This window comes from Endozoicomonas sp. Z74 (assembly GCF_057680865.1).
The window spans coordinates 13,402-27,349 of the sequence record NZ_JBLYZI010000078.1; the positions used below are offsets into that span (position 1 = coordinate 13,402).

Annotated in this window: 11 protein-coding genes; 3 read left to right on the forward strand and 8 right to left on the reverse strand. The window is 52.1% G+C overall.

Annotated features, from left to right (window positions below):
* The first annotated feature begins 192 nt into the window (after positions 1 to 192).
* Complete coding sequence (locus tag ACNRUY_RS18995) at positions 193 to 3,492, forward strand: ATP-binding protein (protein WP_488113232.1); 3,300 nt, start codon at positions 193 to 195, stop codon at positions 3,490 to 3,492.
* A gap of 174 nt (positions 3,493 to 3,666) precedes the next feature.
* On the opposite strand, the gene ACNRUY_RS19000 is transcribed toward ACNRUY_RS18995, so the two are convergent.
* The 3 genes from ACNRUY_RS19000 to ACNRUY_RS19010 form a co-directional block, all read right to left on the reverse strand.
* Positions 3,667 to 6,270 (reverse strand): TRAP transporter permease, encoded by a 2,604-nt coding sequence (locus tag ACNRUY_RS19000; protein WP_488113233.1) that lies wholly within the window; start codon positions 6,268 to 6,270, stop codon positions 3,667 to 3,669.
* Positions 6,271 to 6,558: 288 nt separating this feature from the next.
* A complete protein-coding gene (locus ACNRUY_RS19005; RefSeq protein WP_488113234.1) occupies positions 6,559 to 7,539 on the reverse strand; it encodes a TAXI family TRAP transporter solute-binding subunit in 981 nt (326 codons plus the stop codon).
* 281 nt (positions 7,540 to 7,820) lie between these two features.
* The gene (locus tag ACNRUY_RS19010; protein ID WP_488113235.1) at positions 7,821 to 8,318 is read right to left on the reverse strand and encodes a YchJ family protein; all 498 of its coding nucleotides are present in this window, start codon (positions 8,316 to 8,318) and stop codon (positions 7,821 to 7,823) included.
* Between the two features lie 333 nt (positions 8,319 to 8,651).
* On the opposite strand from ACNRUY_RS19010, the gene ACNRUY_RS19015 reads away from it, so the two are divergent.
* Positions 8,652 to 9,290 carry a hypothetical protein gene (locus tag ACNRUY_RS19015; RefSeq protein WP_488113236.1) on the forward strand — a complete coding sequence of 213 codons (639 nt, stop codon included), beginning with the start codon at positions 8,652 to 8,654 and terminating at the stop codon, positions 9,288 to 9,290.
* A gap of 143 nt (positions 9,291 to 9,433) precedes the next feature.
* Here ACNRUY_RS19015 and ACNRUY_RS19020 read toward each other — a convergent pair whose 3' ends face one another.
* Positions 9,434 to 10,006, reverse strand: coding sequence for an outer membrane beta-barrel protein (locus ACNRUY_RS19020; RefSeq protein WP_488113237.1), 573 nt, complete (start codon positions 10,004 to 10,006; stop codon positions 9,434 to 9,436).
* A 311-nt stretch (positions 10,007 to 10,317) separates the two neighbouring features.
* Here ACNRUY_RS19020 and dinG point away from each other — a divergent pair, with 311 nt between their 5' ends.
* Positions 10,318 to 12,492 (forward strand): ATP-dependent DNA helicase DinG, encoded by a 2,175-nt coding sequence (gene dinG / locus ACNRUY_RS19025; protein ID WP_488113238.1) that lies wholly within the window; start codon positions 10,318 to 10,320, stop codon positions 12,490 to 12,492.
* A 59-nt stretch (positions 12,493 to 12,551) separates the two neighbouring features.
* Here the strand turns inward: dinG and ACNRUY_RS19030 are convergent, their stop codons facing one another.
* The 4 genes from ACNRUY_RS19030 to ACNRUY_RS19045 all read right to left on the reverse strand — a co-directional run.
* Positions 12,552 to 12,821: a TfoX/Sxy family DNA transformation protein gene (locus tag ACNRUY_RS19030; protein ID WP_488113239.1), complete on the reverse strand. Its 270-nt coding sequence runs from the start codon at positions 12,819 to 12,821 to the stop codon at positions 12,552 to 12,554.
* A 9-nt stretch (positions 12,822 to 12,830) separates the two neighbouring features.
* On the reverse strand, positions 12,831 to 13,007 hold the full coding sequence (locus tag ACNRUY_RS19035; RefSeq protein WP_488113240.1) for a hypothetical protein: 177 nt from the start codon (positions 13,005 to 13,007) through the stop codon (positions 12,831 to 12,833).
* A 481-nt stretch (positions 13,008 to 13,488) separates the two neighbouring features.
* Complete coding sequence (locus tag ACNRUY_RS19040) at positions 13,489 to 13,704, reverse strand: hypothetical protein (protein ID WP_488113241.1); 216 nt, start codon at positions 13,702 to 13,704, stop codon at positions 13,489 to 13,491.
* Between the two features lie 49 nt (positions 13,705 to 13,753).
* On the reverse strand, positions 13,754 to 13,948 hold a 195-nt coding region (locus tag ACNRUY_RS19045; RefSeq protein ID WP_488112253.1), incomplete at its 5' end, for an IS3 family transposase.

Here is a 13,948-nt window from a genome sequence, read left to right on the forward strand (position 1 = left end):
CCAAAAAAATGTTGTAAAGCCTCCAGGTTGAGCAACTCCTCAGATTTTTTGCCAGAAGCCAGGGCCCTGATCCGCCACCCGCTTGCCTCAGACTGAACTATCCTTAGCGTTCGTTTTTGCAGTTTCACTGTTCATTATTATGGAAATCCCCGTGGACTCTTTTGAATAGGCCAAGGGTGGGTTTCTCTGGCTATGGCGGCTGCCGTGTTGCTTTCCATCAGAAAAAAAATCATTTTTTTCACCGTTGTGCCAGTCACTCTGCTGTACAACCTGATTTTTGGTATTCACCTCTATTTCTCCATCAAACAGGCTACGGATGGTGTGGCGAAAAGGTTAACGGAACAGGTTAGCCATTTTGCCAGCGAGATGGATGCCCATACCCAGCGCTTTATCACAATGACGTCCTACCTTGCAGGAATGATGGGAGGGCCAGAGCCCAGGAATCTGCTGGATATTGAGCGTTTTCTGGGTGAACTGCTGAAAATGAACCCTCTGATCAGGGGGCTTAACCTGCAGTTGCAGGGGGAGACTGGCCTGGACTGGGATACTCTTCACGTCTACAGAAGGGACGGGGAGGTATTCGTCGACAGAGAGGTGGATATTGACGGGTTGCCAGCCCAGAACTGGTGGCAGGGTGCAGTGGATCTGCCAGAAGGGTTCTGGACCGGTCCCCGCGGAACGGTGGATCAGGGGTGGCTGGTGAGTTATATGGTACCCATCATCAGCCAGGGGTATGTACAGGGGTATGTCTGGGTCGATCTCAACCTTGCGGATTTACGTCGTCATGTTATCAACACCCAGCAGGAGCAGACCCCGTTTTCAATTGTAAACCGGTCCGGAGAGTACCTTCAGACCGACAGCGGAACCGCCCGGCGTTACCACTTGAGTAATCTGCATCAGGCTCAGGCTATCTACGGCACCCAGGGGCTCTGGAAGGATCTCGCAGAAGTGATTGATCAGGGACAGCCTGTTTTCCGGAAAAAGTGGGTGCCCGTGAGCCAGCACGAATACTGGCTGGTAGGGGCTCCTATCGCCTCAGGATCCTGGTTGTTAATCACATACACTCCCAGGGAAGCGGCTCTTGCACCGGTCAGGCAGCAGGCTCAGGTAGATGCCCTGATCATGCTGCTCTCACTGATCGTGATCTTTACTTGTGCCAGTCTGGTGTCTGACCGGATCAGCCGCCCCGTAATGCGTTTGCAGCAGGCCATGGATGACTTTACTTACCGGCAGGTGAAGCCCCTGATATCGGTTTCCAATGATGATGAAATTGGCAGCCTGACCGAGAGTTTTCTCCAGCTGGTCCGGAAACTGGCGGATCGTGAAAAAGCCCTGTATGAAGCCAGGGCCAATAACATCGGGCATCTTGTGCAGCGTTTGAGGGGCAGTTATTTTTATTTCAACCTGGATCGTGAAGGCTGTGTCACCCATGTCAGCCCATCCATTGAAGCGATACTTGGGTATCCTCAGGAGGCGTTTTTGAGGCCGTTGGTGGGCTTTATGGTCTCCCAGGATGCCCGGTTCCGTTTTCGGGAACGGTTCAGGGAAGCCCTGCAGGGGCAGTTTGGAGAGAATTTTGAGCTGGATATCCGGCACCAGAACGGCAGCGCCCGTAGAATCGAGATTTCCTGGAGTGATATGGGGAACGCTCCTGGAAGGGCCTGTCTGATTGAGGGACTTGCCAATGACATTACTGAGCGGGTCAGTGATACCAAAAAGTTCAAACTTCTGCTGGACAGTGCACCGGACGCCACGGTCATAGTGACCCCGGAAGGGGTGATCAGCATGTTGAACAGCAGGGCGGAAGAGCTGTTCGGATTTCATCGTGAGGATCTGGTGAATATGCCTCTGAGCCTGCTGACCCCTTTTGAAAGCCGGGCCAGGCACCCCTTGCTGGGCGACCTGACCAGGGCAAGCTGGGAGCAGTTGTGTCTGCTGGGTTTTGAATCCTGCGGGATAGACAGAAGAAGTCGTGTATTTCCGGTGGAGATCACCAGCAACCCCCTGAAGACCGATGATGGCCTGTTGATTTTCATGGTGATTCGGGACATCACCGAGCGAAAGCGGATTGAGAAAGAGTTAATGACGGCCAAGGAGCAGGCGGAGCGGGCGAACCAGGCAAAAGGGTTGTTTCTTTCCAATATGAGCCATGAACTGCGGACACCGCTCAATGGTGTTCTTGGAAACTCCCAGCTGCTGCTTCGAAGTCTTGCTCTGCAGCATGCCCAGAGAAAATGTCTGAAGACCATAGAAACCAGCGGTCGGCATCTGCTTTATCTGATTAATGACATCCTCGACCTGACCAAAATTGAATCCAGTGAGATTGAGCTGAATCCCATAGCGGTTGATTTGCTGGATTTCCTGAAAGGTGTTAGCAGTATGGTCATGGAAAAAGCCACCGGAAAGGGGCTTGAGTTGAGGCTGTTGCCTGTGGAGCCACTGCCCCATGCAGTGGAGCTGGACGAAGTCAAAGTAAGACAGGTGTTGCTTAATCTTTTGAGCAACGGGGTTAAGTATACCGTCCATGGCTGGATTGAGCTTCGCGTGCGGGTGCAACAGCAGAGGTTGCTTTTTGAGGTCAGTGATACCGGGGTGGGGATTGAGCCAGAGGATCTGGAAACCGTTTTTGAGCCGTTCCGCCAGGTTCACAGTGATATGCAGACGGGGGGAACCGGTCTTGGCCTGGCAATCAGCCGAAGACTGGTGATTGCCATGGGGGGGCATCTGGAGGTGATCAGTGAGCCAGGCAGGGGAAGCCGGTTTGAGTTTGAGCTGCCGCTGGTTGAGGCGGACAGCTCCCAGCTTGAAGAGCGGAGAAGCCTGCAGGCACGGTCGATCTATGTTCGTCTCAGATACAGCGATCAGGGGATCAAAGTGCTGGTGGTGGATGATATTGAAAGCAACCGGGACATGATGGCGGGCCTGCTGGTCTCGGCCGGGTTTGCGGTTGACAGCACCACGGACGGAAGGCAGGCGGTTGAAGCGGTGAAGAACGCAGACTATCAGTTGATCATGATGGATATCCGGATGCCGGTGATGGACGGCCTTGAAGCCATCAAGTGTATTCGCCAGCTGCCGGGAAAAGCTTCATTACCTGCGATTGCGGTGACTGCCAGTGTCAGTCATGAGGCCAGGGAACGGTTGCTGCAACAGGGATTTGATGATTACCTGGGAAAACCTCTGGATGCCGGGTTGATGTTTGAAAGGGTGGGGGCATTACTGGGCATTCACTATGAATCGGACCTGGATGAGCCCCAGTGGAACCCTGACGAACTGCTGCAATCGCTATCAGGAGTCAAGACTGCTCCCTTGAGTGGAGCTCTGATGTCAGCCTTGGAGTATGGGGATATTGAGCAGCTTGAAAAGATTCTGATGCCTTTGCAGTCGGATCCGGAGTTGAACTCCCTGGCGACTTTTCTGTTGGGGCTCAGTCGTGAGATGGAGCTGGAAAAGCTGGAAATAATGGTCAGAAGGTTGATGGCGACTGCCTGATCTCTATTGCTTAGGTTGCTGCTGAGCAGAGCGAAGCGCAACAGGCTCTTGATTTCAGGCAGACAATTAGTGGGTTTCTTTTAAGTTGCGCTTCACTTCGTCCAGCAGCAACCTACTCCACTCCATAAGGTAGGTTGCTGCTGAGCATAGCGAAGCGCAACGGGCTATGAAAGGTCAGAGCCGACGACGCTGTCCCAGGAAAATCAGAAGCAGCAGCAGTAAAGCCGGGATCCACATCAGTTGCTTGGGCAGGCGTTCTGACGGCATTTCCATTCGGTCAATGGTCCAGTCAAAATCGATGCCGGCCTTCTGGGCTTCACTGTTGAAATCCACCATGTCAATGACCAGTTGATTCCCATCAACCAGGACTTCCAGGCCCATGTTCCGGAACCGCTCCTCAGCACTGTCTTTGTTACCGGCGGGTAAAATCACCAGCTGGTTGACCTGACGACCTTCCAGAGTTTCTCCTGAAACCCACAGGCGAGCCTGAGAGTCTTCAGGTAAGGCTTCAACAGCATTGACAATAGAACTTCCCTCAATGTCCTGATAAGGGGGAAAGACTTTGTCCCAGACAAAGTCCGGGCGGAACAGGGTAAATGCGATCAGCAGCATGCCCAGGGTTTCGTACCAGCGGTTGCGCACCAGCCACTGCCCCTGGGTGGCGGTAGCAAATACCAGCATGGCGGAAATAGCCCCAAAAATCACCAGGATCAGGTGGAACAGGCTGTCCACACCAATCAGCAGCAGCTCTGTGTTGAAAATAAACATAAAGGGCAGAACGGCGGTTCGGATATCGTAGGTGAACCCCTGGATACCGGTTTTGATGGGATCGGATCGGGCAATGGCCGCTGCAGCAAAGGCTGCAAGTCCTACCGGTGGTGTATCATCGGCAAGAATGCCGAAATAAAACACGAACAGGTGGACCGCGATCAGGGGCACGATCAGCCCATGCTGGGCACCCAGGGTGACAATCACTGGCGCCATCAAGGTGGAAACCACAATGTAGTTGGCGGTGGTTGGCAGGCCCATCCCCAGAATCAGACAGATAAAGGCAGTAAACAACAGCATAAGAATAATGCTGCCTGCAGATACCCACTCCACAAACTCGGTCATGACCAGACCAATGCCGGTCAGCGTCACAGCCCCGACCACAATTCCTGCTGTGGCGGTGGCAACGCCGATGCCGATCATGTTCCTGGCGCCGGTGGTCATCCCATCAAGCAGGTCATAGAACCCCTGGAACAGGTTGGTGCAGTGCTGCTCTTTTCTGAAAAAGTCAATCAGTGTTTTGTGGGTCAGGGTAATGAAAATCATCACCAGAGTGGCCCAGAAAGCGGACAGCCCAGGGGAGTAGCGTTCAACCGTCAGGCACCAGAGCAGGACAACCAGTGGCAGCAGGTAGTAAAGCCCACGTTTGATGGTTGGACCAGGCACCGGGGTTGAGCGCATTTCCTGTTCGATATTATCAATCAGGTCAGGCTGGCTGGCGGCTATTTTAAGCAGCACCAGGTAACTGATCAGAAGAGCCAGTGTGATGATCCACAGGGCATGATCGCCCATCAATGCCCGGGTCCAGCCGACTCCGTAGTAGACCCCGGCTCCCAGAAGACAGAGGCCGGCAAAAGAGCCGGTAAAGGACATCAAAGCCTGGGTGCGAGTTCGGGTGACACTCCGTGGCAGCCCCTGCATGCCTGCTTTCAGAGCTTCCAGGTGAACAATATAAAACAGGGCGATATAAGAAATGGCGGCAGGTAGCAGGGCGTGGCGAATGACGTCTATGTAGGAAATACCCACATATTCCACCATCAGAAAGGCTGCTGCGCCCATGATGGGTGGGGTCAGCTGCCCGTTGGTGGAGGCTGCCACTTCGATGGCTCCTGCCTTATGAGCCGGGAACCCCACTTTTTTCATCAGTGGGATGGTAAAGGTACCCGTAGTAACCACATTGGCAATGGAGGAGCCTGAGACAATACCACTGAGGCCTGATGATACCACCGCCGCTTTGGCAGGACCGCCTTTCAGGTGTCCCAGAAGGGAAAAGGCCACCTGGATAAAGTAATTCCCGGCTCCGGCTTTTTCCAGCAGTGAGCCAAATAATACAAACAGAAAGACAAAGCTGGTGGAAACCCCCAGGGCAACGCCAAACACGCCTTCAGATGTGATCCAGAAATGGGACAGGGCCTTATTCAGGCTGGCCCCTTTGTGAGCGATGACATCCGGCATGTAGGGGCCGGCAAAGGCATAGACAATAAAGACACTGGCAACCACCATCAGAGGTGGTCCCAGAGCCCGACGGGTGGCCTCCAGAAGTAACAGCATTCCTATGCCGGCGGTGATCAGGTCAGGGGTGATGGGGGCTCCGGAACGGGTGGCAAGTTCCTGATGGAACAGGTAGAGATAGGCGGCACAGAAGCTGCCAGTCAGGGCCAGGAGCCAGTCCAGAACGGGCACTTGATCAGAAGCGGATTTTTTGCTGGCAGGGAAGGCGGTAAACGCCAGAAAAATAGCAAAGGCCAGGTGAAGGGCTCTGGCCTGCCCATCATTAAAAATGCCGAAGTGAAGCATATACGGCAGTGGAGAGGCATTCCACAGCTGGAACAGGGACCAGCACAGGGCAACGCCCAGAATGATCGTTCGGGTTCGTCCTTTGGGCTGACGACCTCCCTGCTCTGACTGGTTGACGATGTCTTCGGCGGTCTGGGTATTGGGTTTGTTGAAAGCGTCCTCGTGGGACGATGGATTGTCAGGGTTCAGCCCAGGGCTTTTAGCTGTTTCCATTAAAGTACCTGTTTTCAGATGACAGGAACGAAAGTCAGTGAGATTCAGGTCAACAGGACCTGTTCTCCCAGGGTTGTGGAGAGAGGCATCACCAGGTTATGGAGAGCCATCACCGGACTTTCCCGAGACAGACCTTAAAAAGCTCCCGATACCGGTAAGTAACGGCGAGCGACAGTAAGGCCTGGCATGCCGGCGGGAACGGTTCAGGCAGCGCCTTTCCCGACGGCAGTCAATCCCTGTTATACCGCCGATCCTATTGGCGGTATAACAGGGCTGGAGGAGTGTCGATCAGAGAAGGCCTGCTTCTTTGTAGTAGCGCTTAGCGCCTTCGTGCAGAGGTATGCTCAGACCGTCAGACACCATTTCTTCTTTCTTGAGAGTGCCAAAGGCCTGGTGCAGTTTTTTGAAGGTCGGAAGGTCTTCAAAGACTGCTTTGGTGATCTGGTAAACCGCTTCGTCATTGACTTTGCTGGAGGTAACAAAGGTGGCGGCTACCCCGAAGGTCTGTACATCCTGGTCATTACCCTTGTACATGCCTCCCGGAATGGTGGCGGTACGATAGTATGGGTTTTCTTTGATCAGTTTGTTGACTTTGTCTCCGGCCACAGTCACCAGTACGGTGTCGCATGAAGTGGTGGCTTCTTTGAAGGAGCCGGAAGGGTGGCCCACGGTGTAGACAAAGGCGTCAATTTTATTGTCACACAGTGCCTTGGCATGCTCAGCAGCCTTCAGCTCGGAAACCAGTGAGAAGGTGCTATGACTCCAACCGTATTCCTTCATCAGCTGCTCCATGGTGCCACGCTGACCGGAACCCGGGTTTCCGATGTTGACCCGCTTGCCTTTAAGGTCTTCGAAACGCTTGATGCCGGAATCCTTGCGGGCAAGAATGGTGAAGGCTTCAGGGTGTACCGAAAAGACGGCCCTCAGGTCTTTGTTCGCTCCCTGGGCTTCAAAAGCACTGGTGCCCCGGTAGGCGTGATATTGCCAGTCGGACTGGACAATTCCCATATCCAGCTCGCCGGCACGAATGGTGTTCAGGTTATAAATAGAGCCTCCGGTGCTCTCAACCGAGCAACGAACGCCATGTTCTTTACGGGTTTTGTTGACCAGGCGGCAGATGGCGCCTCCTGTGGGGTAGTAGACACCGGTTACCCCGCCGGTGCCAATGGTAACAAACTGTTGTTGAACATCTGCGGCGCTGCTGGTCGCTGACAGAACCGCAATACCGGCCCCAAGAATGGCAAGTCCCAGTTTCCTGAAAACTGTCATGGTGAGTCCCCAAATTAAATTCTGATGGTTATTTTTTATCCGTCAGTCCGGACCGTGGAATTCACGGTCCGATACCTGGCTGATGAGTGCCGGTTTTGGTAACGGCTGGTATGGACCCAGGCGAACAAAACGATACGGCAACTGCCTGATGATTCTCATCGTCCCTGGCAGAGAAATCGTTTGTGGTGGGCGATTATACTAAGAAGGGATAAAAAAGTCTTTGATATTCGTCTATTGTATAATGATATTCACTTATGGTAGTGCGATTTTTTGCACCAGGTCTATTTTCCACAGCATTTTTTGTACTTTTTATTACTGCCGCAAGGGCAGGGATCGTTTCGCCCAGTCCTGGTCCCGGTGCTACCTTTCAGGCCTGGATAGATGAAATACCAGCGATTGTTTTCCCTGATAAAATCGGATCGTTCGTGATGAACCGTTTCCATTCGTGATGAACCGTCCCTGCACCAGGCCTTGAACTCGACAATACCAGTGGTATCTTCTGGCCCACCGGCAACGGTGTCTATAATTTCCAGCCGGGTCCATTGGGTATTGGCGTTGCCCGAATACAGCTGTTGTTTGGCTACCTGAGGTTGCTGAGCGGGTAGTGTCGTTTCAAGAAGGTATTGGGCGTTACCAAGGGTAAAAGCACTGAATCTTGAACGCATAAGTGCCAGTGCGCTGGGTACAGATTTACCCTGGTGAAAGGGTCCACAGCATTGATCAAAACCCTTCCCTGAACCACAGGGGCAGGAGGCTGGCAAGTTGTCTTTCTTCATCATGGAACTTCAAGGTGAGTAGAGTGACTATTCTGACAATTGTCGCCTTGTCTGGGAAGCCCAGAGGGGCTCTGGATATTGCTGGGTTAATGCTAATGAATCATCAGGTAATCTCCCCTATGAGAGAGAGTTTGTCGGTGCAGCTTTTGAAGCCCTCTCCCTCTGGGAGAGGGTTTGGGTGAGGGTCCGTTAGCGTAAATTTTTTTTTGTGGTTAAGTGTGGAGGTATAGAGTGAATTCTACGAAGCAGGCTGAAATATTGATGCCCGTCAATTCATCTCGGCGTAAATATCTATATCCTTCGCGCTACGTATTTTTACCTATAAAGTAGATGTGAATGGACGTTACTGCCGACGAAATCGATGATCTTTTGTACTGGACGCTCCAGCAAAGCTGGCCCAGCGAACAGCAGCTGGTCAGTTTTGCCCGTCAGCGGTTTGGTTATGTCAATGAAGCAGGCGATTGTGGGGTTCGTTACCCGGGAACGGATGTTTGTCGCGGCCTTCTTCCTGGCCAGATCGCAATTCATCACTGGCGTGAAGGTGTACTGACCCCGGTCTGCGAAGTGGCTTACCTGAGGGTGATGGCTCAATACCTGAAAGACCGTGGAGAAATGGCCCTGGCCAGCACGGTTCCTGATCCGGAATCAAGGAGAAGAGACAAAGTCATTCTCGATGTTTCGCAAACCACCAGTGTGCCATTGCTTGTCCGTTACCTGAAGGATTCTCTGGGGCTGTTGCACTGCTCGTCTCACCTTTCTACGCTTTTGCACTCCATTTGTGACGATCGGTTAGCCAATATGCCCAAAACACTGGTGGTGGAAGGGCTGAAGTTTTTGGGTAGCTTTCTGCCAGCCACTTATGAAAAGCTCATGGAAGTATTGGCCAGTTACCGTCAGGTATTTCCAGAGCGTCAACTGGTTCTTTGTGATCACAGCCCGTCAGGAGCAGGGCAGGGGGTGGTTGAAACCGGGTAGAGGCAATACTGAAAACAAGATTGCGGCGATGACAACGCCCAGGGAGGATTCTGAAAAAAACCACCCCGCCCGCCGGAGGGGCGCAGGCAGGATGGTTGCCTCTGTATCCACAAAGGCTAAACACTGTGTACCACTGGGGGATTTTAGAAGCGGTAGGACACGGAGATATAAGGAGTTTTGGAATCCTTGTTCTTCATCTTGAAAACATTCATGATGTTGTTATCGTTCTTGTGTCTCAGGTAACGGTAACCGGCCTCAACATCAAACTGGCCCAACTGTGCCAGAACACCTGCCTGGGCACCGTAAGCCAGGGCAAAGTCGGAGTCAGAAACACCTCCGACTTTTGTCTTCATCCAGTTGGTACCTAAGGTGGCACCAACAAAAGGTTTGACCGGGCCTAAATCAAAAAGGTAATCAGCAGAAGCCGTCAGTTGACGAGTGGTTACCTTCAAATCATCATCACTTTTTTTGCCTTGGTTGATGCTGGCATAAACCCGGATATTGTCATTCAGGTATTTACCAAAGCGCAGGCCATACTGGTTCATCTTTTCTGAACCAGACTCAGATTCAGCTGCAGGCGTACCAGGCAATACTTCGGCAGTCAGATCATGTTTGGCCTTTCCATACTCAACACCGGCAAAAAAACTGTCCTGTGCCATGGCGGAAGAGGAGATGGCGGCCATCGCCAGAGTAGTTACTGCGAATACTTTTTTCATCATTACTCCTGATGTTTCTTATACAGGGAGGTGAGGGCCTTTTTGATTAAAGTCTGGCCGGCTCCCGGAAATCAATGTGTGGTGTTTGAAGCACTCAAGCTTGGCGGGCACTATAAGTTCGGGTAACTGAATGGAAGCTGAATATGGATTCCTTATGGGTATTTCTTCGTATCAAGTATTAGTGAAGAGGACGAGCAAAAAGCATTCGGTCCCGGGCAGGATATTTGATGGCTATTTGGTTAAAATGACCCATTCGACTTTCTTTTATTCCGGGGCCGTTACTTCTGGCTCCCTCGCTGGCGATTGGCAACGTGCTTGAAGACTCCCAGAAACACTCCATCCAGAAGGCCTACAGTGCTTTTCTGGAAAGCAAACAGTTAAAAGCCCGCCCCGGGCAGAAGTTAATGATTGCTGAAATCGCCCGGACTCTGGGGGAGATTGAGACGGACAGTGAAGGCCGGAGAGTGTCTGATCCCTGTGTGGCGGTGATTGAGGCGGGAACCGGTACGGGTAAAACCGTTGGCTACGTTCTGCCGGCAGTGGTGATGGCCCAGGCAGCGGGTAAAAGGCTGGTGATTGCCACGGCTACGGTGACACTGCAGGAGCAGGTGATCAGCAAGGATCTGCCCGATATCATCCTGAAAACCGGGCTGAAGTTTTCCTATACCCTGGCCAAGGGGAGGGGACGGTATGCCTGCCTGAGCAAGCTGGACCGTCTGCTTCAGGAAGAAGAAGCGACCGCTTCACTGATGGATATGTTCGCCTATGACGGTTATACGCTGGACAATGATCAGTCCTCCCTGGCGCTTTACCAGCAGATGCTGGAAGCCTTCGCCGCTTCCAGCTGGGAAGGGGACCGGGACAGCTGGCCGGATGCCCTAGAGGATAGCCAGTGGCGGATGATCACCACGGATCATGCCCAGTGCAGTGGCCGACGCTGTGGCTATTTTAACCAGTGTCCGTTTTATAAGGCCCGGGGTGACCTTGAACAGGCGGATGTGATCGTGACTAACCACGACCTGGTTCTATCGGATCTGGCCCTGGGCGGGGGCGCCATTCTTCCGGAGCCAAAAGACTGCATTTATGTGTTTGATGAAGGGCATCATCTGCCGGATAAGGCTATCGATCATTTTGCCTGTCACTCCCGGGTAAAGGGAACCGCTACCTGGCTTGAAAAAGCGGGCAAGCACCTTCAGAAAGTGCTTGGGCAGAACGCACTGCCTGGGGAGCTGGGTAGCCTGCTGGAGAAAATCCAGCCTGAGTTTGATGCCCTGGTCAATGCTCTTGGGCATACCCGTGAGATGCTCCATTCCATTGCCGTATTCGAGCCCAGAACCCATATTACGCCCCAGGGTGAAAGCCAGGTGGCGGTTTACCGGTTTCCGGAAGGGGTAGTGCCTGAGCCGTTAAAACGTCAGGCCGATATTCTGAAGATAGGTTTCAGTAAATGCAGCGCCATGCTGGAAAAAGCGGCAAAAGAACTGAACGATGCCATGGATGGAGAGGTACCGGGGGTTGACCGCTGGCAGGCAGAGCAGCTGTACCCGGAAATCGGGGCCATGCAGATGCGAATGGACAGCCACTTTCAGCTCTGGCAGACCTACACGGGCTCAGACCCTGAAGGGGAGCCTCCCTGTGCCCGCTGGCTGAAATGGAGCGAAGGTGCTTTTGGCGAGGAACTGGAAGTGTTCAGTAGCCCTATACTGTCGTCCATGACCCTCTGGCAGACATTGTGGAATCCCGCTTACGGATCCATTGTTACATCTGCAACCCTGACCGCACTGGGCAACTTTGGTCGTTTCAGGATGCGCTCCGGGGTGCCTGCGGAGTCTCGTTGTGTGGTGGTGCCCAGCCCTTTCCGCCATGGAGAGGCGGCCAACCTGGTGATTCCGGCCATGGTGTCGGATCCGCGAAATTCACAAGAGCACACTGAAGAGTTGATTGAGCAGTTGCCGGAACTGTTGTCGGACAATAAAAGTGGGCTGGTGCTGTTTTCTTCCCGGCGACAGATGAAAGATGTCCACTTTGGTCTCGATAAATCCTGGCGTGAAAGAGTTCTTCTACAGGATGACTACTCCCGGCAGGAGCTTCTGAAAAAGCATCGGCAGCGGATTGATGAGGGCCAGAAGAGTGTGCTGTTTGGCCTGGCCAGCCTGGCAGAAGGCATCGATCTTCCTGGCAGCTATTGTGAACATGTGGTCATTGCCAAGATTCCCTTTGCGGTGCCCGATGATCCGGTGGAGGCCGCTTTATCGGAGTGGCTCGAAGCCCAGGGGCGCAACCCGTTTATGGAAATGACGGTGCCGGATGCGGCGGTGCGGCTGGTGCAGGCCTGTGGTCGCCTGTTGAGAACAGAACAGGACACCGGGCAAATCACGATCCTGGACCGTCGGCTGGTAACGGCCCGTTACGGGCGGATGATTCTGGACTCCCTGCCGCCGTTTACCCGGAAGATAGAGCCTGCTACAGCGGTGATGGCTCGTTGAACGGAGAAAAGAGCATCACTTTTCTGTAGTCCTGTTTGTTGAGGCGTCATTTAAAGCGCTCATTCTTGCAAACCGGCTGCCTGCCTTAACCGGAATTTTTCTTCCTTGGAAAAATCGTCCCAGTGCCTGTTTTGAAGTGCCCCTTCAAGGGAGTAAAGGTAATAACAAACCGGTAGGTGCTTGTCGGGGTGTTGCTCAGACAGCAACTTATAGGCCCCGGCTGCACCGACTTTTCGTAATTCAGATTGATGTGAGATGCCTATTTCACGCAATCTGGAGGCCACGGTTTTGCCGATGTTTTTCAGCTCTGCCAGGGGTGTGTCGGTCATTGTGTATGCTCAATAATTGAGTCTTTTGCCCAAAATTTTATAGACAGAATCTTTCTCTCTTTCACCTATGGGTAATTTGCAAACAACAAGTTCATCATCAGTTTCTTCATAAGTTAATCGATAGCCTGCTGTTCTGAGTTTGATTTTATAGACTCGGTCATTGCCTTTAAGCTTGGCAGAGGGCACTGAGGGTTTACCAGCCTTTCTGCAACCAATTTGGCAAGCTGATAATCATTGATCAGTTCAACCATCTACTCATAGGTTTCTGCCGGGATTAAATAAGCGGCCGGTTTGTTGTAGTTGAGTATCACAATGGGGGAACCCTCAAAATAATCCAAAAGTGCAGTAGAGTTTTCTTTAGTTTTGAGATGCTTGCAGAACAGTCCGCTAATACTTGCCTCATGTCTAGACCTTATACCCGACATAATATAAGACCTGATATTAGACCGTATTTTGGATGGTGTATATCGCAATTTGTAGGAGTACATAGCGCCTTGCAGCAGCGGCGGGGACCGCAGGGGAGTGATCTTGAGCAGTTTGTTATGTGTATTACTTTCGTTTACCACCCAAGCTATCGAGAATGTTACTGCTAAAGGCGTTGAGTTTTTCTACTATCTGTGTTGCATGTAAGCCTCGTAAGATGAGTTGAAACTCTCATGATGGTAATTTAAGCAAGCTTAAACTCTTTCACCTCCAGTTTTTCTACAATCAGAACAACGTCCCGATTCTCGGCATCCTTTACCAATGCTTCTTCCTCTGGGGCATTTGAATCGAACCATTCAAGGTTTGAACCAAGCTCGTCAATATTATCGAGTACCCATAGTTCTCCATCTTTTAGAAAAGTTACTGAAATTGGAAACTTGGGGCTATCCTCTAGCTTCATGGTAAACACCGTTATCAATACATTGGTGTTACCCACTAAAAGTGGACACCTATTGTGGATTTACTTCTTCAAACTTAGCAGGGCTAAGATAACCCAGTGCTGAGTGACGTCGAGTTCTGTTATAGAACATTTCGATGTACTCGAAGATACTGGATCGGGCCTGATCAAGTGTTTGAAACCGCTCCGCATAAACCAACTCAACTTTGAGTCGACTAAAAAACGATTCCATAGCCGCATTATCCCA

Excerpts from the sequence above, each read along its gene's own strand:
- ACNRUY_RS18995 (WP_488113232.1), top strand. The coding sequence starts at position 193 with ATGGCGGCTGCCGTGTTGCTTTCCATCAGAAAAAAAATCATTTTTTTC.
- ACNRUY_RS19000 (WP_488113233.1), bottom strand. The coding sequence starts at position 6,270 with ATGGAAACAGCTAAAAGCCCTGGGCTGAACCCTGACAATCCATCGTCC.
- ACNRUY_RS19010 (WP_488113235.1), bottom strand. The coding sequence starts at position 8,318 with ATGATGAAGAAAGACAACTTGCCAGCCTCCTGCCCCTGTGGTTCAGGG.
- ACNRUY_RS19030 (WP_488113239.1), bottom strand. The coding sequence starts at position 12,821 with ATGACCGACACACCCCTGGCAGAGCTGAAAAACATCGGCAAAACCGTG.
- ACNRUY_RS19040 (WP_488113241.1), bottom strand. The coding sequence starts at position 13,704 with ATGAAGCTAGAGGATAGCCCCAAGTTTCCAATTTCAGTAACTTTTCTA.
- ACNRUY_RS19020 (WP_488113237.1), bottom strand. The coding sequence starts at position 10,006 with ATGAAAAAAGTATTCGCAGTAACTACTCTGGCGATGGCCGCCATCTCC.
- ACNRUY_RS19015 (WP_488113236.1), top strand. The coding sequence starts at position 8,652 with ATGGACGTTACTGCCGACGAAATCGATGATCTTTTGTACTGGACGCTC.
- ACNRUY_RS19005 (WP_488113234.1), bottom strand. The coding sequence starts at position 7,539 with ATGACAGTTTTCAGGAAACTGGGACTTGCCATTCTTGGGGCCGGTATT.